This is a genomic window from Pseudomonas sp. CFBP 8758 (assembly GCF_014841725.1).
Taxonomy (GTDB): domain Bacteria; phylum Pseudomonadota; class Gammaproteobacteria; order Pseudomonadales; family Pseudomonadaceae; genus Aquipseudomonas; species Aquipseudomonas baltica.
The window spans coordinates 229,856-252,197 of the sequence record NZ_JACYUK010000004.1; the positions used below are offsets into that span (position 1 = coordinate 229,856).

Annotated in this window: 15 protein-coding genes; 6 read left to right on the plus strand and 9 right to left on the minus strand. The window is 64.1% G+C overall.

Annotation, left to right across the window (positions count from 1 at the left end; all coding sequences use genetic code 11):
- Positions 1-3: 3 nt before the first annotated feature.
- Positions 4-1,218 carry an MFS transporter gene (locus IFT75_RS10435; protein WP_192054711.1) on the minus strand — a complete coding sequence of 405 codons (1,215 nt, stop codon included), beginning with the start codon at positions 1,216-1,218 and terminating at the stop codon, positions 4-6.
- A gap of 227 nt (positions 1,219-1,445) precedes the next feature.
- On the opposite strand from IFT75_RS10435, the gene IFT75_RS10440 reads away from it, so the two are divergent.
- Positions 1,446-2,315 carry an isocitrate lyase/PEP mutase family protein gene (locus IFT75_RS10440; RefSeq protein WP_122475242.1) on the plus strand — a complete coding sequence of 290 codons (870 nt, stop codon included), beginning with the start codon at positions 1,446-1,448 and terminating at the stop codon, positions 2,313-2,315.
- Between the two features lie 358 nt (positions 2,316-2,673).
- A complete protein-coding gene (locus tag IFT75_RS10445; RefSeq protein ID WP_122715155.1) occupies positions 2,674-3,837 on the plus strand; it encodes a type III PLP-dependent enzyme in 1,164 nt (387 codons plus the stop codon).
- A gap of 43 nt (positions 3,838-3,880) precedes the next feature.
- Here IFT75_RS10445 and IFT75_RS10450 read toward each other — a convergent pair whose 3' ends face one another.
- Positions 3,881-4,639: a tetratricopeptide repeat protein gene (locus IFT75_RS10450; RefSeq protein WP_192054712.1), complete on the minus strand. Its 759-nt coding sequence runs from the start codon at positions 4,637-4,639 to the stop codon at positions 3,881-3,883.
- Entirely contained in the window at positions 4,636-5,316 is a 681-nt protein-coding gene (locus IFT75_RS10455) for a Fe2+-dependent dioxygenase (RefSeq protein ID WP_192054714.1), read from the minus strand. The genes IFT75_RS10450 and IFT75_RS10455 overlap by 4 nt, the downstream gene beginning before the upstream one ends.
- 204 nt (positions 5,317-5,520) lie before the next feature.
- Between IFT75_RS10455 and IFT75_RS10460 the strand changes: the two genes are divergently transcribed.
- Both IFT75_RS10460 and IFT75_RS10465 read left to right on the plus strand, forming a co-directional pair.
- Complete coding sequence (locus tag IFT75_RS10460) at positions 5,521-7,830, plus strand: TonB-dependent receptor (RefSeq protein WP_192054716.1); 2,310 nt, start codon at positions 5,521-5,523, stop codon at positions 7,828-7,830.
- A gap of 159 nt (positions 7,831-7,989) precedes the next feature.
- Positions 7,990-10,515, plus strand: a complete 2,526-nt coding sequence (locus tag IFT75_RS10465; RefSeq protein WP_192054718.1) for a PepSY domain-containing protein — start codon at positions 7,990-7,992, stop codon at positions 10,513-10,515.
- A gap of 218 nt (positions 10,516-10,733) precedes the next feature.
- Here the strand turns inward: IFT75_RS10465 and IFT75_RS10470 are convergent, their stop codons facing one another.
- From IFT75_RS10470 to ptsP, 3 genes are read right to left on the minus strand one after another with little or no spacing between them, the layout of a single operon-like run.
- Positions 10,734-12,464: a PTS fructose-like transporter subunit IIB gene (locus IFT75_RS10470; RefSeq protein ID WP_122715150.1), complete on the minus strand. Its 1,731-nt coding sequence runs from the start codon at positions 12,462-12,464 to the stop codon at positions 10,734-10,736.
- A gap of 11 nt (positions 12,465-12,475) precedes the next feature.
- The gene (gene pfkB, locus IFT75_RS10475) at positions 12,476-13,417 is read right to left on the minus strand and encodes a 1-phosphofructokinase (protein WP_192054720.1); all 942 of its coding nucleotides are present in this window, start codon (positions 13,415-13,417) and stop codon (positions 12,476-12,478) included.
- Entirely contained in the window at positions 13,417-16,290 is a 2,874-nt protein-coding gene (gene ptsP / locus IFT75_RS10480; RefSeq protein ID WP_192054722.1) for a phosphoenolpyruvate--protein phosphotransferase, read from the minus strand. Before ptsP ends, pfkB begins: the two co-directional genes overlap by 1 nt.
- A gap of 334 nt (positions 16,291-16,624) precedes the next feature.
- Here ptsP and cra point away from each other — a divergent pair, with 334 nt between their 5' ends.
- On the plus strand, positions 16,625-17,620 hold the full coding sequence (cra, locus tag IFT75_RS10485; protein ID WP_122475257.1) for a catabolite repressor/activator: 996 nt from the start codon (positions 16,625-16,627) through the stop codon (positions 17,618-17,620).
- Positions 17,621-17,622: 2 nt separating this feature from the next.
- A complete protein-coding gene (locus IFT75_RS10490) occupies positions 17,623-18,411 on the plus strand; it encodes a TatD family hydrolase (protein WP_192054937.1) in 789 nt (262 codons plus the stop codon).
- A gap of 105 nt (positions 18,412-18,516) precedes the next feature.
- Here the strand turns inward: IFT75_RS10490 and ampE are convergent, their stop codons facing one another.
- The 3 genes from ampE to IFT75_RS10505 form a co-directional block, all read right to left on the minus strand.
- Positions 18,517-19,353 carry a regulatory signaling modulator protein AmpE gene (ampE, locus tag IFT75_RS10495; protein ID WP_122475259.1) on the minus strand — a complete coding sequence of 279 codons (837 nt, stop codon included), beginning with the start codon at positions 19,351-19,353 and terminating at the stop codon, positions 18,517-18,519.
- Positions 19,350-19,913: a 1,6-anhydro-N-acetylmuramyl-L-alanine amidase AmpD gene (ampD, locus tag IFT75_RS10500; protein ID WP_192054724.1), complete on the minus strand. Its 564-nt coding sequence runs from the start codon at positions 19,911-19,913 to the stop codon at positions 19,350-19,352. The genes ampE and ampD overlap by 4 nt, the downstream gene beginning before the upstream one ends.
- Before the next feature lie 93 nt (positions 19,914-20,006).
- A complete protein-coding gene (locus IFT75_RS10505; protein ID WP_122475262.1) occupies positions 20,007-22,229 on the minus strand; it encodes a DUF1631 domain-containing protein in 2,223 nt (740 codons plus the stop codon).
- Between the last annotated feature and the right edge of the window lie 113 nt (positions 22,230-22,342).

A 22,342-nucleotide genomic window follows, 5' to 3' on the forward strand; every position in this document is an offset into this window, starting at 1 on the left:
GCCTCACCCCGCCTTCTTGGTGCTCGGCAGCAGGATCGTCAGGATGCCGAACAAGGGCAGGAACGAGCACAGCCAGTACACGTACTCGATGCCGTGAATGTCCGCCAGATGGCCGAGCAGCGCTGCGCCAATGCCACCGAAACCGAACATCAGGCCGAAAAACACCCCGGCGATCATGCCCACGTTGCCTGGCACCAGTTCCTGCGCATACACCACGATGGCGGAGAATGCCGACGCCAAAATGAAGCCGATGACCACGCTCAGCACACTCGTCCAGAACAGGTCGACGTAGGGCAGCATCAGGGTGAACGGCGCCGAGCCCAGAATGGAGAACCAGATCACCGCCTTGCGGCCGATCTTGTCGCCGATGGGCCCGCCGAAGAAGGTCCCGGCCGCCACCGCGCCGAGGAACAGGAACAGGTGCAACTGCGAACTGGCCACCGACAGGTCGAACTTCTCGATCAGGTAGAAGGTGAAGTAGCTGGTGAAGCTGGCCATGTAGAAATACTTGGAGAACACCAACAATGCCAGCACCACCAGCGCGGCTTTGACTCGCCCCTTGGACAGACCGTGGCTGGCGCTCTGGCCGGCGCGCGCCTTGAACTGGTTGAGATGGCCACGGTACCAGCGGCTGATGCCGTACAGCAGCGCCACGGCGAACACCGCGATCAGGCCGAACCAGGCCACATGCCCCTGCCCGAACGGAATGACGATGGCCGCCGCCAGCAGTGGACCGAACGCCGACCCGGTATTGCCCCCCACCTGGAAGGTGGATTGCGCCAGGCCGAAGCGTCCACCGGAGGCCAGTCGCGCCACCCGCGAAGTTTCCGGGTGAAAGGTCGAGGAGCCGATGCCGATCAGCGCCGACGCCAGCAGGATCATCGGGAAGCTGCCGACCATGGACAGCAGCATGATGCCAATCAATGTGCAGACCATGCCGGCGGGCAACAGCAGCGGCTTGGGATGGCGATCGGTATAGAAGCCGATCCAGGGTTGCAGCAATGATGCGGTGACCTGGAAGGTCAGGGTGATCAGGCCCACCTGGGTGAAGGTCAGCCCGTAGCTGGCCTTGAGCATGGGATAGATCGACGGCAGCACCGCCTGGATCAGGTCGTTGACCAGGTGCGCGAGGGCGCAGGCACCCAGGATGCGCATCACCAGCGGGCTGGTCTGTGCAGCGCCTGGCGCGGGGTTGGCGATTGTTGTGGGAGTGGCCATGGGGATTCCGTTGGCAGGCAGGCATGGCCGGACACTCTGCCATTTTGCGGGCGCCGTCGCCAGCTGCCGAAGCAGGCGAATCAGGCACGGCGAATGGCGCCAACGAATACAACTTCACCCGTGCGGTGATAAACTGGCGCCAGTCACTAAAAACCCATGAAGAATCGATAAAGTTCCAGAAACCCTCCGCATGAGGCATTGGGGTTTCGCCAGAATCAGGAGCGATCATGCCCAAAGTTTCCCACACGGCCCTGCGTCGCCAGTTCCGTGAGCTGCTTGCTTCAAAACAGTGTTATCACACCGCTTCGGTGTTCGATCCGATGTCTGCCCGCATTGCCGCCGACCTGGGCTTCGAGGTCGGTATTCTCGGCGGTTCGGTGGCGTCGCTGCAGGTGCTGGCGGCCCCCGACTTCGCCCTGATCACCCTGTCCGAGTTCGCCGAGCAGGCCACACGCATCGGTCGTGTGGCGCAGTTGCCGGTGATTGCCGACGCCGACCACGGCTATGGCAACGCGCTGAACGTGATGCGTACCGTGGTCGAACTGGAACGCGCCGGCATCGGTGCCCTGACCATCGAGGATACCCTGCTGCCGGCGCAGTTCGGTCGCCGCTCCACCGACCTCATCTCGGTGGCCGAAGGGGTCGGCAAGATTCGCGCAGCGCTCGAAGCGCGGGTCGATCCCGAGCTGACCATCGTCGCCCGGACCCACGCCGGGGTGCTTTCGACCCAGGAAGTGATCAGCCGCACCCAGGCCTACCAGGCCGCTGGTGCCGATGGCATCTGCATGGTCGGCGTGAAGGACTTCGAGCACCTGGAACAGATTGCCGAAAACCTCAGTGTGCCGCTGATGCTGGTGACCTACGGCAACCCTGCGCTGCACGACGACGCACGCCTGGCGGCGCTGGGTGTGCGCGTGGTGGTGGACGGCCACGGTGCCTATTTTGCAGCGATCAAGGCGACCTACGACTCGCTGCGCGAACAGCGCCAGCAGTTCAGCAAGAGCACCGACCTGAGCGCCACCGAACTGACCCACACCTACACCCATCCGGAGAGCTACGTGAGCTGGGCCAAGGAATTCATGAACGTGAAGGAGTGACCGACGGGCCAGCCCCTCGGGAACATCATGCGGTCATGTGGGTCGGTTAAAAGGGAACCGCTGCAAGAGTGTGCAGCGGTTGCAGTGCCAGCAATCGAGCAACGTACGAAAACGCGACATTTTTAGTTGCTCTCAAGCCTTCCACGCCCTAAAGTTCGCGCCGACCGTCCATGCTGGAAACGATCCATCCGGCTCAAGTACTGACGACGAGACAACAGGCCACCGGAAAGCAGCTTTCCGTGGCCTTTTTGCTTTCGCCCGACATGCCTTGGGAAGTAGGCGAACCAAAGTGGGGATACGGAGGATGGTCATTTGAGCCCATTTATATTCACGACGTTTGCCACCAGGAGTCCCTAGCATGTCGATCAACGTCGAAGACTACTTCGCACCCGATACCTTCAACAAAATGAAGGCGTTCGCCGACAAGCAAGAAACCCCATTCGTAGTCATCGATACCGCCATGATCAGCAAGGCCTACGATGACCTGCGCGCCGGTTTCGAATTTGCCAAGGTGTATTACGCGGTCAAGGCCAACCCGGCCGTGGAAATCATCGACCTGCTGCGCGACAAAGGCTCGAGCTTCGACATTGCCTCGATCTACGAGCTGGACAAGGTCATGAACCAGGGCGTGGGGCCGGAGCGCATCAGCTACGGCAACACCATCAAGAAGTCCAAGGACATCCGCTACTTCTACGACAAGGGCGTGCGCCTGTACGCCACCGACTCCGAAGCCGACCTGCGCAACATCGCCAAGGCCGCGCCGGGCTCGAAGGTCTACGTACGGATCCTTACCGAAGGCTCGACCACGGCCGACTGGCCGCTGTCGCGCAAGTTCGGCTGCCAGACCGACATGGCCATGGACCTGTTGATCCTGGCTCGCGACCTGGGCCTGGTGCCGTACGGCATCTCCTTCCACGTCGGCTCGCAGCAGCGTGACATCAGCGTCTGGGACGCGGCGATCGCCAAGGTCAAGGTGATCTTCGAACGCCTCAAGGAAGAAGACGGCATCGTTCTCAAGCTGATCAACATGGGCGGTGGCTTCCCGGCCAACTACATCACCCGCACCAACAGCCTGGAAACCTATGCCGAGGAAATCATCCGTTTCCTCAAGGAAGACTTCGGTGACGAGCTGCCGGAAATCATCCTCGAGCCGGGCCGCTCGCTGATCGCCAACGCCGGCATTCTGGTCAGTGAAGTGGTGCTGGTGGCGCGCAAGTCGCGTACCGCAGTAGAGCGCTGGGTGTACACCGACGTGGGCAAGTTCAGCGGGCTGATCGAAACCATGGACGAGTCCATCAAGTTCCCGATCTGGACCGAGAAGAAAGGCGAGATGGAAGAGGTGGTGATCGCCGGGCCGACCTGCGACAGCGCCGACATCATGTACGAGCACTACAAATATGGCCTGCCGTTGAACCTGGCCATCGGCGACCGCCTGTACTGGCTGTCCACCGGTGCCTACACCACCAGCTACAGCGCGGTGGAATTCAACGGCTTCCCGCCTTTGAAATCGTTCTACGTCTGAATGCACCTGAGACTTGCGGGCAGCTTTGAGGCTGCCCGTGACTCTACTGCTCCAGCGCCTGCAAGCGCTGCGCGTAGAGGCTGGCCATCGCCCTGATGGCCGGCTGTCTGGCCTGCTCCAGCACCTTCAAGCTGCTGCGCAGAAAGTTTGCATTCCCCCCTTCGAGAGCCCGCTGCAGCCAGATCAGTGCGGTATCGACGTCGCCCTCCTCTGCCAGCATCGCAGCATGGCTGAATTGCCCGCGGAAGTCTCCCGCCTGCGCTGAACGCATGTACCAGACCTGTGGCCTGGGTAGATCGGCGCCCGCGACCAGCCCCTGTTCCAGGTAACGCCCTACCAGATTCATGGATTTGGCGTGGCCCATGGTGGCCGCCTGCAGATAGCAGGCGAACGCTCGCGGGTGGTCGAGTGCCACGCCGCGCCCGGTACCCAACAGATTGGCCAGGTTGTACAGGCCCCAATCGAGCCCGGCCCGTGCAGCGTGCAGGTAATGGCCGGCAGCACGTTCGGCACTGGCCTCGCAGCCCCAACCATGTTCGTGGCAGCGACCGAGCATGTTGTGCGCCATGGCATGGCCCCGGCTGGCTGCGATGGCGAACCATTTCAGTGCAAGCGCCGCATCGCGTTCGATACCGCGGCCATCGAGCAGGATCTGCCCGAGCAATGCCTGTGCATCGACCACGCCCTGCCCCGCCGCGATCACCAGCGCCTGGGCGGCCTTGCGCGGTTCGGCGGCGAGCATCGCCTTCAGTTGCTCGTTGTCCAGCACCTCCCTGCGGCGCAGGCTGAAGTCGCCGCTCATACATCCACCCAGCGCCGCAGCAGGTTGTGGTAGGTGCCGGTGAGTTGAATCAGCGAGGGGTGCTCGGGGACGTCGCGGCTCAACTGCTGGATCGCCCCGTCCATATCGAACAGCAGCGCCCGCTGACTGTCTTCGCGAACCAGGCTCTGCGTCCAGAAGAACGATGCGAAACGCGCGCCGCGGCTGACCGCACGCACCTTGTGCAGGCTGGTGGCCGGGTACAGCAGCAGGTCGCCGGCCGGCAGCTTGACTTCGCGAGTGCCGAAGGTGTCCTGGATCACCAGTTCGCCGCCGTCGTAGTCCTGCGGATCGCTGAAAAACAACGTCGAGGACAGGTCGGTGCGTACCCGTTCGATGCTGCCTTTGGCCTGGCGTACGGCATTGTCGATGTGAAAATCGAAACTTCCGCCTGCGGTGTAGCAGTTGATCAGCGGTGGAAACACCTTGTTCGGCAATGCCGCCGACATGAACAACGGGTTGGCCCACAGGCGTTCGAGCAGCGCCGCACCGATCTCCATCGCCAGCGGGTGGCCTTCGGGCAGTTGCAGGTTGTGCTTGGCCTTGGCCGACTGATGGCCTGCCGTCATTCGCCCATCCGCCCAATCGGCCTGTTCCAGGGCCTGGCGAATACGCAGCACTTCGTCGCGCGCGAACAATCCGGGAATGTGTAGGAGCATGGAAAGTCACCGCAAGCCAAGGGGCAGCAATGGTATTGATTCCCATTGCCGAAACACAAGCGTGCATGTCCAGGAATGCAGACAAACAGCCGACGAAATTGTAAAGAATGTAAAACGATCTCGAATAGCAATATTTCGCAATTGATACATATATGCAGTTACATTATGCTCCGCGGCCTCATAACCTTGGGGAAGGTTTCCACCATGACGCGCCAACACCACTTCATTCCAGTCTCATCGCCACGGCTGCTGGCCTCTGCCATCGGCATGGCCCTGGGCGCTACCTGCGCCGCGCCAACGGCACAGGCCGCGCCGGCCAGCGAGGCCAAGGGCGCCTCGGTAGCGCTCGGTGCCACCAGCATCACCGGCGACGCACAGGAGCCGACGTCCTACCAGGTCGAGCGCGCCTCGTCCGCCAAGTACACCGCGCCGCTGGTCGATACCCCGCGCTCGGTGACGGTGGTGCCGCAACAGGTGATCAAGGACACCGGCGCACTCAACCTGCAGGACGCGTTGCGCACGGTACCGGGCATCACCTTCGGTGCCGGCGAAGGCGGTAACCCGCAGGGCGACCGACCCTTCATCCGCGGTTTCGACGCACAGGGCGACACTTACCTGGACGGCGTACGCGATGCCGGCGCGCAAAGCCGGGAAATCTTCGCCGTGGAATCCATCGAGGTCAGCAAGGGCCCCAACTCGGCCATCGGCGGCCGAGGCGCTGCGGGCGGCACCATCAACCTGGTGAGCAAGAAAGCGCACCTGGGCGACTCACTGGATGGCGGTTTCACCTGGGGCTCGGACCAGACCCAGCGCTATACCCTGGATGGCAACTACCAGTTCAGCGACAGCGCCGCCGGGCGACTCAACCTGATGAGCCACCAAAGCAACGTGGCCGGGCGCGACCAGGTCGACTACGACCGTTGGGGCATTGCGCCGTCGCTGGCCTTCGGCCTGGGCACCGAGACGCGGGTCTTCCTCGACTATTACCACCTGGAAAGCGACGACCTGCCCGACTCGGGCATTCCCTACAGCATTCCGGCGGCGGGCAACGCCGGCCGCACCTCGGCCAATCCGGACAAGCCTGAGGACGGTGGCAGCCGCAGCAACTTCTATGGCCTGAGCGACCGTGACTTCCGCAAGACCCGCAGCGACATCGCCACCTTCGCTATCGAGCACGACCTCACCGACGCGTTGACCGTGAAGAACACCCTGCGCCATGGCAACACCATGCAGGACTACATCCTCACCCAGCCCGACGACAGCCAGCGCAACGTCAACAACGGCAGTGTCTGGCGCCGCGCCAACAGTCGCGTCGGCAACACCGCGACCACCACCAACCAGACCGATCTGTTCGGTGACTTCTACGTCGGCGGGTTGAAGAACAGCTTCTCCACCGGCATCGAATTCAGCCGCGAAGACAGTGACCGCAGTTCCTACACCGTCAACACCGACACCACGCCGCGCACCGCCGGCGCCAGCACCAACTGCACACCGGGCAGCATCGTTTCCAGCGGCTACAACTGCACGTCGCTGGCCAACCCCAATCCGGACGACCCGTGGAGCGGCGCCATTGCGCGCAACTACGCCGGCACCGACACGTCCAGCAAGACGCGGGCGATCTACGTGTTCGACACGCTGGAGCTGAGCCCGCAGTGGCAGGTGAACGCCGGCCTGCGCTACGACCACTTCGAAACCGACTACCGCACCTTCACCGCCGCCGGTGCCACCACGGCCAAGGGCAAGGACACCAGCGAGTTCGTCACCGGCCAATTGGGGCTGGTGTGGAAGCCTGCCGAGAACGGCAGCGTGTATGTTTCCTACGCAACCTCGGCCACCCCACCCGGTTCGCTGGTGGGCGAAGGCATGGAAGGCAACCCGCTGGGCGGAGCACCGGATCGCGCAGGCAACCTGCTGAGCAGTGACCTGGAGCCCGAAGAAACCACCAACTACGAAGTCGGCACCAAGTGGGACCTGCTCGACCAGCGTCTGTCGCTGACCGCCGCACTGTTCCGCACCGAGAAAGAAAACACCCGCGTGCAGACCAGCACCTTTGCCTACGAGAACGCCGGCAAGACCCGAGTCGATGGCCTGGAGCTGTCGGCGTCCGGCAAGCTTACCGAGCAATGGCAGGTGTTCGCCGGCTACAGCTACCTGCAGGCGCGCGTGGTCGACAACGGACCGCTGGGCGCGGCCAACGACGGCAACCAGATGCCCAACACGCCGAACAACAGCGCCAGTCTGTGGACCACCTATAACCTGACGCCCAAGCTGACCATCGGCGGCGGCGCCTTCTATGTCGACGACGTGTTCGGCAATGTCGCCAACACCACCATGGTCGACAGCTACGTGCGCCTGGATGCCATGGCCAGCTACAAGATCAGCAAGCATTTCGACGTGCAGCTGAACGTGCAGAACCTGGCCGACAAGACCTACTACGACAAGGCTTTCAGCACCCACTTCGCCAACCAGGCGGCGGGACGCACGGCGCTGTTGAGCACCAACTTCCACTTCTAGCCACTGCGCGTCGGTTGCTGCGCCCCGCCCGTTTCGACGACGCGGGGCGTTTCACGTCGCAACGGCAATGATCAGAATCGGTGCGCCTGAGACTGATTCTCAGCCAGTGCTGCATAATGCCGTCTGCCCTCCTTTCGATCGGCCCGCTCAAGGTGATTCGTGTTCAAGAACGTCCTCTTCCAGTTGCACTGGTTTTTCGGCATCACCGGCGGCCTGGTGCTGGCCCTGATGGGCATCACCGGGGCCAGCTACTCGTTCGAGGATGAAATCCTGCGCGCGCTCAATCCGCAAACCCTGAACGTGCAGATTCGCGATGGCGGCATCCTCCCTGCTGCGCAACTGGTGGAAATCCTCGAGCAGCGGCAGGGCAGCAAGGTTGCCGCATTGCGTGTGGACCTGGTCGAAGGCAGCGCCGCACGGGTGTCGTTCACCCCGCCGCCAGGGCAACGTCGAGGGCCTTCGGCCTATTTCGATCCGTACACCGGGGAGTTGCAGGGCGCGGTGGTCGGCGAAGGCTTCTTCGACTTGATGCTGGATCTGCATCGCTTCCTGGCCATGGGCGCGACGGGCCGGCAGATCACCGCAGCCTGCACCTTGATGCTGGTGTTCTTCTGTCTTTCCGGCCTGTATCTGCGCTGGCCGCGCAAGGCGCTGCAATGGCGCACCTGGCTGACCCTGGACTGGGCCAAGAAGGGTCGCGCCTTCAATTGGGACCTGCATGCGGTGTTCGGCACCTGGTGCCTGCTGTTCTATCTGCTGGCGGCCTTGACCGGCCTGACCTGGTCTTACCAGTGGTTCGGCAACGCGGTGAACAGAATGCTCTCCGACAACCCTGCCGCCCAGCGCATCGAGCGGCGCACCGCGTCTTCTGCCGATGTGGCGCCCACGGTGGATTACGACGCGCTGTGGGCCAGCATCCAGGGCGCGGTCGGTCCACAATTGAGCGTGGTCAACATGCGTATTCCGGGCAATGTCGGCCTGCCGGCAACGGTGTTCTACCTGCGTACGGATTCGCCCCATGATCGGGCCTTCGGCCTGCTCAGCCTCGACCCGGCCACCGGTCAGGTCAAGGACATCCAGCGCTATGAGGACAAGTCGCTGAAAGCGCAACTGCTGACCAGCATCTACGCCCTGCATGTGGGCAGTTATTTCGGCCTGGTCGGTCGTATCCTGATGATGCTGGCGAGCCTGACGATGCCGTTGTTCCTCATCACGGGCTGGCTGCTGTATCTGGATCGGCGTCGCAAGAAGCGCCAGGTACGCCTGGCCCGCGGCGCCTTGCACCAGCAGGACGAGACATCGGCCGGTTGGTTGATCGGGTTCGCCAGCCAGAGCGGTTTCGCCGAGCAACTGGCGTGGCAAACCGCCGGGCAACTGCAGTCGGCCGGTCAGAACGTGCGTGTCCGCGCCTTGGGCGAGGTGGATGAAGCGCAGCTGCGGCACGCCGACAAGGCGTTGTTCGTGGTCAGCACGTTCGGCGACGGCGAGGCACCCGACACCGCGCGCGGCTTCGAGCGCAAGGTGCTGGGCAGTGCCTGTGCCCTGCCCGGCTTGCGCTACGCAGTGCTGGCGCTGGGTGACCGGCAATACCAGCAGTTCTGCGGCTTCGCTCATCGTCTGGACCAATGGCTCGATGAGCGTGGCGCCCAGCCGCTGTTTGCCTCGATCGAGGTCGACAACGCCGACCCGGCGGCCTTGCAGCACTGGCAGCAGCAATTGAGCGGGCTGACCGGGGGCGTCGCCCAGGCCGTGTGGCAGGCACCGGCGTTCAGCCCGTGGACCTTGCTCGAACGCCAGCTGCTGAATCCGGGGAGTGAAGGCGCAGCGGTCTATCGCATTGCCTTGCACAATGATGGCGAGGCCCACTGGCAGGCTGGCGATCTGGTCGACGTGCTGCCACGCAACGGCTGCGCGGCCATCGACCAGTGGTTGTCCGGGCTGGGGCTGCAGGCGTCTGCGCTGGTTGAGGTCGATGGCTTGCAGGAGCCGCTGGGTCAGGCGCTGGCCAGTCGGCAACTGCCGGCCAGTCGCGGGCACCTGGTAGGTTTGCATGCACAGGCGCTGGTGGATGCGCTGATCCCCATCGCTGCACGTGAGTATTCCATTGCTTCGCTGCCCAGCGACGGCCGGCTGGAACTGATCGTGCGCCAGGAGCGCCACGCCGACGGCAGCCTGGGGCTGGGGTCGGGATGGCTGACCGAACACGCCCAGGTGCACGGCGCGGTCAGCCTGCGCTTGCGGCGCAACGCCGGCTTTCATCTACCGCAGGAGCCGGTGCCGGTGATTCTGCTGGGCAACGGCACCGGTCTGGCTGGCTTGCGCAGCTTGCTCAAGGGCCGCATCGAACAAGGTCAGCGGCGCAATTGGTTACTGTTCGGCGAACGTAACCGAACCCATGATTTCCTGTGCGCGGATGAGTTGCTGGGGTGGCTGGCCAGTGGTGATCTGGCGCGGCTGGATCTGGCGTTCTCGCGTGATCAGGCGCACAAGGTGTACGTGCAGGATCGGTTGCGCGAGGCCGGTGAGGTGTTGCTGCAGTGGGTGGAGGATGGCGCGGTGATCTATGTCTGCGGCAGCCTGCAGGGCATGGCGAGCGGCGTGGATGAAGTGCTGGCCCAATTGCTGGGCCGGGAACGCCTGGACGACCTGATCGAAACCGGCCGCTACCGACGCGACGTCTACTGACCCACCGCGCATACCGCCGACGCGGCTCGCGCCGCTGCTACAGGGGTTGCGGTGTGTCAGCCTCACCTTGATGAAACCGCACACGGCATGCGGTGTGCCCGCCCCATCCAGGCTGATCGCCCCCTCTGTAGCAGCGGCGCAAGCCGCGTCGGCGGTACATGCGGTGTATCAGCCTCACCACGGTGAGGCCGGACGCGGCTTGCGCCGCTGCTACGGGATCAGGCCTTGACCGGTTCTACGGCAATTTCCTGGACTTCCGGCTTCTTGATCACTGCGTACACCACCGCCGTCAGCAAGGCACCGGCAACGATGGCCAGCAGATACAGCAAGGCATGGTTGATCGCGTTGGGAATCAACAACACGAACAGCCCACCGTGCGGCGCCATCAGCTTGCAGCCGAAGTACATCGACAATGCGCCGGTCAACGCGCCACCGACCAGGCTCGCCGGGATCACCCGCAGCGGATCCTTGGCAGCGAACGGTATGGCGCCTTCGGAAATGAAGCACAGCCCCAGCACCAATGCCGCTTTGCCGGCCTCACGCTCGGTCTGGGCAAACTTGCGCCGGGCCAGGAACGTGGCCAGGCCCAAGCCAATCGGCGGCACCATGCCGGCAGCCATGGTCGCGGCCATCGGTGCGTAGCTCTGCGAGGCCAGCAGCCCTACCGAAAACGCGTACGCCGCCTTGTTGATCGGTCCGCCCAGGTCGACGCACATCATCGCCCCCAGCAGCACACCCAGCAGCAAGGCATTGGTGGTGCCCATGCTGTCGAGGAAGGTGGTCAGCCCAGCGAGCATGCCGGCCACCGGTTTGCCCACCACATAGATCATCACCAAACCGGTGAACAGACTGGCCAGCAGCGGAATGATCAGGATCGGCTTGAGCGCCTCCAGACTGGCTGGCAGGCGCGCATAGCGGTTGATCGCCTTGGCCGCGTAACCGGCGATGAAACCGGCCGCGATACCGCCGATGAAGCCCGCACCCAGGGTGCTCGCCAGTAAACCACCAATCATGCCCGGGGCAAGTCCCGGACGGTCAGCGATGGAATAAGCGATGTAACCTGCGAGCAACGGCACCATCAGCTTGAATGCCGCCTCGCCACCGATCTGCATCAACGCCGCTGGCAAGGTGCCCGGCTCCTTGAACGCCTCGATACCGAACACGAACGACAGCGCGATCAGCAAACCGCCCGCCACCACCATCGGCAGCATGAACGACACACCGGTCAACAGGTGCTTGTAGACGCCAGTCTTTTCCTGCTTCTTGGGCGCACCGGCAGCGCTGCCGGTGGACTCCACTTCACCTTCGGCCAAGGCCTTGTTCAGCGTGGCCTGGGCCTGTTTCAAGGCGATACCGGTGCCGCAGCGATAGATCTTCTTGCCGGCAAAGCGCTCGGTGGCCACTTCGATGTCGGCGGCCAGCAGCACCACGTCGGCTTCGTCGATGGCCTGCACGCTCAACGGATTGCGCGCACCCACCGAACCCTGGGTTTCCACCTGCAGTTCATAACCCAACTGCTTGGCGCCTTGCTGCAAGGCCTCGGCCGCCATGAACGTGTGCGCCACCCCGGTCGGGCAAGCGGTGACCGCTACCAGCCGTGGCGCGCGCGACGCGGCCGCGGCGGCTGCCGGTGCCGCGGCATAGGGCTTGGCCTGATCGGCGGCTTGGCGCAGGAAGCCGTCGACGTCCTGCAGGGCGTGGGCCGGGCTGCTCTGGAACAGACGCTTGCCGACGAAGCGGCTCAGGTCCATGGCGCCGGTGTTGACCACCAGCACCCAATCCGCGTTCTCGATATCGGCTGCGCTCAGGCGCAGTTCCGGGTGTTGCGGGTCGAACACTTCAACGAAGGTGGTCCAGCCCTGGCGACGGGCCGCAGCGTCGAGCAGACGTGCGCTCAAGACGCTGGACACCCGCCCGCTGGGGCACGCGGTGACAATAGCTAGTTTCATCTTCAACCCTCTTATTGTTCTGTCAGCGGACGTACGCTGACGCCGCTTTCAAGCCGCGCCAGGTGCGCGGCATCACTGATTCCGAAGCCGATCTGCGTCACCGCCATGGCGGCGATCGCCGTGGCCGTGCGCAGGCTGTGTTCCGGCGCCTGCTCGCTGAGCAGACCGTGCACCAGCCCGGCCAGCAGCGAGTCTCCGGCACCCACGGTGCTGGCGACCTCGACGGTGGGCGGCAAGGCCTGCAAGGCGAGGTCGGCCGCGAACCAATTGACGCCGCGTTCACCCTGCGAGATCACCACATTGGCGACGCCGTCGGCCAACAGGCGCTGCGCCGCAGCCGCTTGCTCGACCGGCGTTTCCACGGAACTGCCGAGCACCTCGGTCAGCTCGTGGGTGTTGGGCTTGATCAGCCATGGACGCGTCTTCAAGCCCGCGCGCAAGGCAGCCCCGCTGGTATCGAGTGCCACCTTCAAGCCCATGTGCGCAAGCTGTTCGAGCAGTGCCTGAAACCATTCAGGGCTCACCCCACGCGGCAGGCTGCCGGCCACCACGGCAGCATCGTGACCCGGTGCAATGTCGTGCAGGCGTGCCAGCAGGGCGGCCTGAGCCTGGTCGTCGACCACCGGGCCCGGACCATTGAGGTCGGTGACCCGGCCACTGCGTTCGGCCAGCTTGATGTTGCTGCGCGTTTCGCCCGGTACGCGAATGAACGCATCGGTGAAACCGCGTTGAGCGAACAAAGCCTCGAACGGTTGCGGGTTGGCCTCGCCCAGAAAGCCGCTCACGGTCACCTGATGGCCGAGGTCGGCCAACACCTGGGCAACGTTGAGGCCCTTGCCGGCGGCGTGCCGGTGCAAGGCATTGCTGCGATTGACTTCGCCCAGTTCCAGCCCGTCGATTTCCACGGTCAGGTCCAACGCCGGATTGAGCGTCAGGGTCAGGATGCGTGCCATCAAGATTTCTCCACCAGGGCACGTACCTGCGCAGCGGTGCCCAGCCCGAGCGCATGCCGGGCCAATTGTTGCGCGTGGCTGAGCGTCAGCTCGCGCACCCCCGCCTTGACCTCGGCGATGCTGCGCGCCGAGACACTCAATTCATCCACGCCCAGGCCGACCAGCAACGGCACCGCCAGTGGATCAGCCGCCAGTTCGCCGCACACGCCGACCCACTTGCCGTAGTCGTGTGCCGCGCGCACGGTGATGTCGATCAGTTGCAGCACCGCGGGGTGCAGGCCATCGGCCTGGGCCGAGAGGGTCGGGTGACCACGGTCGATGGCCAGCGTGTACTGGGTCAGGTCGTTGGTGCCAATGCTGAAGAAGTCGACCTCGCGGGCCAACACCGGGGCCAGCAATGCCGCCGACGGCACCTCGATCATGATGCCCAGCTGCAGGTCCTTGACCGGAATCTCGCGACGCACGCGCTCGGTCATGTCCTTGGCCTGGCGCCACTCTTCGAGGCTGCCGACCATGGGGAACATGATCCGCAACGGGCGGTTGTCGGCGGCGCGCAGCAGTGCGCGCAACTGGCCTTCCATCACGTCGGGACGCTGCAGGGTCAGGCGAATGCCGCGGACCCCCAGGAACGGGTTCTCTTCCTTGTCGATCGGCCAGTACGGCAGCGGTTTGTCGCCGCCCACATCGAGCGTGCGCACCACCAACGGCCGACCTTGCAGGCCATCGAGCACGCGGCGGTACTCGGCTTCCTGCACCGCCTCGTCCGGGGCTTGCGAATGGGCCATGAAAATCAGCTCGGTGCGCAGCAGGCCAACGCCTTCGGCGCCCTGCTCCACGGCCTTGGCGACACCGGCGCTTTCGCCGATGTTGGCGAACACTTCCACCGCGTGCCCGTCCAGGGTCACGGCGCTTTCCATGCGTCGCTCGGCTGCCGCCTGCAGGCGCTGCTCGCGACGGTCACGGTCGGCCAGCGCCTGTTCCAGCACCTCGGGCGCCGGGGCCACGGTCAGCAGGCCGCGCTGGCCGTCGATCAACAATGCGGTGCCGGCGGCAATCTGCAACACCGCCTCGCCTGCGCCCACCACGGCAGGAATGCCGAGGGCACGCGCAACGATGGCGCTGTGCGCAGTGGCGCCACCGCGGGCGGTGAGAATCCCCGCCACGCGCGCCGGGTCCAGACGGGCAACGTCGGACGGACCCACCTCGTCCATCACCAGAATATAGGCCTGCTTGGGTTCTTCCAGAGTAGGCACGCCGCACAGCTGCGCCAGCACGCGACGGCCGATGTCGCGCAGATCGGCTGCGCGCTCGGCCAGCAGCGCATCCTGCAGCGATTCCTGCTGCACCGCGGCCGTTTCGATCACCGTGTTCCAGGCCGCGGCAGCGCTTTCGCCCTGCTGCAGGCGGGCAGCGACTTCATCGGTCAGGGCCGGGTCGTCGAGCATCTCTTGGTGAGTGACGAAAATCTCGCGGATGGCTTGTGCCTGGGCGCGCTGGATCAACCCGTCGATGTCCTGCCGGACCTGGCCGAGGGCGGCCTGCAAGCGTTCACGCTCCAGCGCCACGGACTCGCCACGCTGGGGAATGTCGAAATCGTGCAGCACCTGGATGTGCGCCGGGCCCATGGCGATCCCGGGGGCAGCGGCGACACCCTGGACCTGCGCGCCCGTGCCTGGCGCCTGTGGCTTGAGCTTGACCGCCTTGGTCACAGCGGGCTGCGCAGGCGCAGCCTCGGTGACGCTTGGCAGCGGTTCCACTTCCTCGCCCAGGCCCTCCTCGATGGCCGCCAGCAACGCCGGCAAGGCGTCGCCGGCAATGGTCGGCTCGGCGACCAGTTCCAGGGTCTGACCGCGCTGCGCACCCAGGCTGAGCAACTTGCTCAGGCTCTTGGCAGACACCGCGAGACCGCCGGATTCGACCACCCGCAAGCGAATCTCGCCTTCGAAGCTCTTGGCCAGCTGCGCCAGAATCTTCGCCGGCCGCGCGTGCAGGCCATGTGCGTTGGCCAGCACGATGCGTGCGCTGGGCCAATCGGCAGGTAGCTCACCGCCCAGCGCTTCGAGCACGGCGCGGGTGCTGGTGGCAGCACCCAATTCGTTGCCGCGGCCTTCGATGAGCAACGCGCACAGGCGTTCGAGCAAGGCCTGGTGAGCTTCGCCCAGGCTGGCCAGGCAGAACAGCCCGGTCAGCGGCTGGCCCAGGTAGCGCAGGGGTTTGTCGGGGGTCACGAAGGCCAGGCCCGGACGCTTCACGGTCTGCTCGCTGTGCAGCCACCACAAGCCATCGCCCAGCGGCAGGGCTTCGACCTGCTGAAGCAGCGCGGCAAAACCATTGCTGACGCAGTCGGCCTGACGCAGCAGACGCGCACCACGCCAGACCAGTTCCTCGAAGTCTTCGGCCATCACGCTCAAGCCGATCATCTGCGCATCCAGCGCCAATTCCTGCGGCGCCCCTTGCAGCAGCTTCAGCAACGCGGGTGCATCGGTGGCCTGGCGCAGCGCTTCACCCAGGTCGGTTTCACCCAGCGCGCGGGTCAGCAGTTGCAGCAGGCGCAGGTGTTCGTCGGACTTGGCGGCGATGCCGATGGCCAGGTAGACCTTCTGGCCGTCACCCCAATCCACGCCTTCGGGAAATTGCAGCAGGCGCACGCCGGTGGTGAACACCAGGTCACGGGTATCGGGCGTGCCGTGGGGAATGGCGATGCCTTGGCCCAGAAAGGTCGAGCCTTGAGCTTCACGCGCTTGCAGGCCGGCCAGGTAACCTTCGGCCACCAGGCCATCGGCAACCAGCTTGTCGGCGAGCAATTGCAGGGCGGCGGGTTTATCCACGGCGCTCTGGCCCATGGATATCTGCTCTATAGTGAGCTCCAGCATTGCCTCTCTCCTTTACAGCGGCGGCAGCGCGCTGAGGTATTGTTGTGAAGTGTGAGCATAGAGCATCGAGGTGCGCGCTCTGTACTTCCGGTAGGTCCGGCCTGCGTTGCCGAGGGTAAGGTTGAGACCTCGACAAGAGATGTTTTACGGCAGGAAACACGCAGGCTGAAACGTTTAATCTAGAATGCAGCGCACGTTACTCGATAATCTTCGATGATTGAAGTCCAACCTGTCGGTTACGTTGCCTGAACTTAGCCTGGCGCCACCCGACAAACGATGAATGAGCGCGCTTCAATGCCTCGGCATGGGCGCGACGACACTAAGGAATCAACGGTTGAAACTCAGCGATATTGCTCGCCTGGCTGGCGTCTCGGTCACCACTGCCAGTTACGTCATCAATGGCAAGGCCGCTCAACAGCGCATCAGCAAGGCGACGGTGGCGCGCGTCGAGGCCATCGTCCAGGAACAGGGCTTCACCCCCAACCCCCAGGCAGCCGGGCTGCGCAGTCGGCACACGCGTACCCTGGGCTTCATCCTGCCGGACCTGGAAAACCCCAGCTACGCGCGCATCGCCAAGCTGCTCGAGCAAGGTGCCCGCGCCCATGGTTACCAGCTGCTGATCGCCAGCTCCGACGACGATGCGGCCAGCGAGCTGCAACTGCTGCAGCTGTTTCGTGCCCGACGTTGCGACGCGCTGTTCGTTGCCAGTTGCCTGCCGGCCAGCGACGACAGCTACCGTGAATTGCAGGCCAAGGGCACACCCGTGATCGCCATCGACCGGATGATGGACCCGGCGCAGTTCTGCTCGGTGATCAGCGATGACCGCAACGCCAGCCTGCAATTGACCCAGAGCCTGCTGCTGCCCAAGCCTCGACACATCGCCTTGATCGGCGCACGGCCGGAACTGAGCATCAGCCAGGCGCGAACCGAGGGCTTCAATACTGCGCTGGCCGATTTCGATGGCACGGTGCTGGTCGAGCACAGCGAGTACTTCAGTCGCGAAGGTGGCCAGCATTCCATGCAAGCCTTGCTCGACAAGCTCGGCCACCTTCCCGACGCGCTGGTGACCACCTCCTACGTGCTGCTGCAGGGCGTGTTCGATGTGCTGCAGGAGCGGCCGCTGGATTCCCAGGCAATGCACCTGGGCACGTTCGGCGACACCCAGTTGCTGGACTTCCTGCCGCTGCCGGTCAACGCCATGGCCCAACAGCACAACATGATCGCCAGCAAGGCGCTGGAGCTGGCACTGGCCGCTGTGGAACAAAAGCACTACGAGCCCGGCGTGAATGCCTTGGCCCGGACCTTCAAACAGAGGATTCACGAGGCCTGATGGTGCGCTTGATCGACACCCATACTCACCTGGATTTTCCCGACTTCGATGCCGATCGCGCGCGTGTGCTGGATACCGCCGCAGCGCGTGGTGTGGAGCGGGTGGTGGTGCTGGGTGTGCATCAAGCCAACTGGCAGCGGGTGTGGGACCTGGCGGTGGCGGACGAGCGGGTGTATGCGGCCTTGGGCCTGCACCCCGTGTTTCTCGAAGAGCACCGGCCCGAGCATGTGACTGCCTTGCGCGCGTGGCTTGAGCGTTTGCACGGACACCCGAAGCTGTGTGCAATCGGCGAGTTCGGCCTGGATTACTACCTCAAGGACCTGGATCGCGATCGGCAGCAGGCGTTGTTCGAAGCGCAGTTGGACCTGGCCGTGGCGTTCGAGCTACCGGTGTTGCTGCACGTGCGGCACAGCCATGCGGCAGTGATCGCGACCTTGAAGCGCTTCAAGCTGCCCCGCGCAGGGGTCATTCATGCATTCGCCGGCAGTTGGGAAGAGGCACGGGAGTATTTGAAGCTGGGCTTCAAGCTGGGCCTGGGTGGCGCGCCGACCTGGCCGCAGGCGCTGCGCATGCACAAGGTACTGCCGCGTTTGCCGCTGGAGGCCATCGTTCTGGAAACCGATTCGCCGGACATGGCGCCTGCGATGTATCCGGGTGTACGCAACAGCCCGGAGCATCTGCCGGACATCGCCGAGGCATTGGCGCGCATCATGGGCACCGATGCCACGACCCTGGCAGCGGCCAGCACCCGGAACGCCAATGCAGTGTTTGGTTGGGCGGATGCGCAGTGACCCCGGACGCGGCTCGCGCCGCTGCTACACAGGGGAAGAAGCACCAGTGCTCCCTGTAGCAGCGGCGTAAGCCGCGTCCGGGGTCAACGCGATGAACCTGCAACATCACGCCAACACCGAACACACCGCCAAAACCGCATACCACAACACCCCTGCGCGCACGACCATCTGCCACAGGCTGTCCAACGTCTCCACTCCTACCTGCCCTACCACTGGCGCCGGAACATCACCGGCCACTCGCCCGACGCGATCGATCAGCGCCGCTGCGGTAATTTCCCAGCTGAGCACCTCGTGCAGCATCACCCGGCTGACCGCCACGAAGTTGCCCACCAGCGCAAAGCTGGCCGCAAGCAAACGTACCGGCAGCCAGTCCAGAGCATGACGCAGCCGCTGCGCCCGCAGGGCTATCGCCGGATGCCGAGACTGCTCGGCCACCAGGGCCACCAGCCGATAGACCAGCGCCGCCACCGGACCCAAGGCGGCGTACCAGAAAATCACCGCGAAAAAGCTTTGATAGGCTTCCCACAACAGGTGCCCCTGCACCCTTTGCAGCAGGCTGCCGCCGTTGTCGGCGATGACGCCCATGTCGCGTTCGGCCACATGCACCGCCGCCTGGGTGTCTTCACGGCGCCAGGCATCGCGAAACGGCCCCAGGCCAACCGTGATGTCACCGCGACCCAGGCTGTAGATCAGCACCAGCAAATGCACCGGCAGCGCCAGCAAGCCATACGCCACCGGCTGCAGCGCATACAGCACGAACGCCAGCAGCAGCGCCGGCAGCGCCACGCCGATGCCCAGCACCAGCCACGGCTCGCGCGCCAGCCCCGGCCGGGCTTCGAGCCGATGAAGTTCACCCAGGAAAAAACCGTCACGTTGCACGCGCTGGCGCAGCCCGGAAAACTTCTCGGCCAGCAGGACCAGCAGCAGCACCAGAAAAATCATCGTGCATCCTCTTCATTCAGCAATGCGGCACGGTAACGTACCCAGTCGAAACAGGGGCCGGGGTCGGTCTTGCGGCCCGGGGCAATGTCGCTGTGACCGCAGATGCGCTCCACGCTCAATGCCGCAAAACGCTCGAGCAACAGCCGGGTCAAGGTGACGAGCGCTGTATATTGGGCATCGGCGAAGGGTTGATCATCAGTGCCTTCCAGTTCGATGCCTACAGAAAAATCATTACAGTTTTCGCGGCCATCGAACAACGACACCCCGGCGTGCCAGGCGCGATCCAGACAGGAGACGAATTGCGTCACCGCACCGTCACGCTCGATCAGAAAGTGCGCGGACACGCGCAGATGGGAGATCCCTTCGAAATAGGGATGTTCGGTGTGATCCAGGCAGTTCTGGAAAAACTCATGCACCTTGCCCGTGGCAAACTGCGCGGGCGGCAAGCTGATGTTATGGATGACCAACAGCGAGACTTCGCCGTCGGGACGCTCGTTGAAATTGGGCGAGGGGCAATGGCGAACGCCGTCGCACCATCCCGTCGGGCCGTTCAAGCGCATGAGGTCAACCGCATCTGGAGTCCTGCCGACAATCAAGGCGCTCCAGTATGAACCCTCACGCGCAGGAAGGCAGCCTGCGCGTGGCCGGGTTCATCAGTGTGCCTTGAGCTTGCGCAGGTTGGTGACCACCGAATCCAGGGCTCGATCGAACAACAAGGTGTCGTCGAGCACCCGCACGGTGCCGCGGCGGAACTCGATCGCCAGGCCCATGCGGGTCTTCTCAAGCACCTTCATGCCGGTGCGGTTGACGAACACGTACTTGCCCGAGGTCTCGATGATCGCGGTCAGCTTGCAGCGCAGCTTGAACTCATCGTTCTCCTGCAATTCCACCCAACTGCCGACACGCAGCTTGTCGACTTGCAGCAGGCCTGGATCATCGTCGGCCAGGCGTACTTGGGCCTCGCTGTCGGCAGCTTCGCCCGGGGACGCCAGCACGATCTCTTCGACCACCTGCACCAGCGATTCCTCACCAGGCATCACCCCCTCGACATTCGCCAGATCACGCTGGAACGCCTGCACATGCAGCACCTCCAGCTGACTGAAGAATTCACTGGTGGCGAACGGATCGAACGCAGTGCTGGTAAGACCGTCGCGAAGGGACTTGAGCAAGCCCGGCACCAGTTCCAGCAAACGCATGCGCATTTCCGGGTCGTCGTGAGGTTCGACGCTCCAGATCAGATCGTCGACCGTGGACAAGGCCGCCTGCCACTCGGACGAATTGGCCCCGTGTTTCAGGCACACCAGCAGCAATACGCGGCTCCAGGCGTCCTGCAGCACATTGACCACCACCTGCGGCAGCTTGCGCCCCAGCAGACGGCTGTTGAGTTCTTTCTCGACCAGATGCCGCGCCAGATCCGCACGGGCGCGGCCCTCTTCGGCATCGCGGGTACGCTGTTCGAGCAACTCGCTGCGACGACGCTCGTCATTGCTGAACGCAAGGAAGTCGACCAGCAGCTCGGAAAACAACGAGGTGTCGTCGACGAAATCGTTGAGCAGGCGCTGGACGATCTGGTCGATGCGCAGGTACAGCGCATCGCGCTGATAGTCGTCGCGGCTGCCCCAGCCCATCGCCGCCGAGGCGATTTCGTTGAGCAGCCGCCGCGCCGGGTGCGCACCCCGGCTGAAAAAACTCTTGTCCAGTACCGCGACCTTGAGCATGGGAATCTGCAGGCGTGCGATCAGGGCTTTCAGCGAGTCGGGCAGGTTGCGATCGTCGAGGATGAATTCGAACAGCATGGCAATCAGGTTGATGACGTCTTCGTCCATCACCCCGACTACCCGAAACTTGCCGCTCTTGACGCTGACGCGGGTAAGCAGTTGTTCCAGCTGCTGGCGCAGGTCGTAGTCGTTCTGCGGCGGCTGCTGGGGCACGTACTGCTGCAAGTGGGACAGCAGGCGCAGCAGATCGCTGGTCGAGATCGGCATGGCCTCGCTCGGCGGCTCCATCTTCGGCGCCATGCTGCCGCGCAGGTCGTGCAGCAAGTCCTGCAGGGCGCCAAACGCTTCCTGCACATTCTCGTCACGCTGAGCGGACTTGCTCGGCGCCTCGGCGCGTGTTTCCGGCTCGGTGGCAGCGGGGCGCGGGCGGTCGCTGGAGCGGTCGGCGGCGCGACGCGCAGGCGCGGCCTTGAGCTCGGGCAGGATGCCGGCCGCGATGAGCAGTTGATTGGCCTCGGCGTACAGCTGATCGGTATCGGTAAGAACGTATTTCTCGAACAGCTTGAGGATGATCAGCTTGACCTTGATCTCCACACCCAGGCTGCGCCCGGCCTGGAGGAAATAGTCGCACAGCATGACCGGCCCGAGCGGATTGGTGGAATCGTCCAGGCGGCGAGTCAGTAGCACATTCAAGCGGGTCGTCAGTTGGCCCAGGGCAAAACTGTCACGGCTGAGGACCTTGGCCACCATCGCATCCAGTGCCACCGTGCGTTCCAACTCGTCGTTGGGTACCAGCGCCAGCTTGTCGTAGCTCAGCGGCGGCGGCGCGCTGGCCTCGACCGTGTCGTACTGACCGACGCGCACGAAGCTCTCGTAGAATTTCTCGAGGAAACCGCGCTCGATGCTCTTGCGCTTGAGGCGCAGGTCGCGCATGGCTTCGAAGAAGGTATTCTGATCGACGTTGTTCAACGCCCGGTCGGCCATTTCGAACAGGGTATCGTCGGCGTTATCGAACAACACCTGCAGGGCCTGCTTGAGCTGCAGCGCGGCTTTGTCGCGCACCTGCAACAGGACGACAGGCAGGCGCACACTGGCAGGCTGGCTCGCGTGATCGGCGGCAGCCTTGTTCAGTGAAACCACTTTCCCATCGTTCGCCATCAAGACCCCCACCAAGAGAAATAGAGCGTCGACATCCCTGTCAACCACGTGACGTCATTTACCTGACCTCACCGACAGTGATCTCTGACTACCAAGGTGGCAAGCAGTTCAGC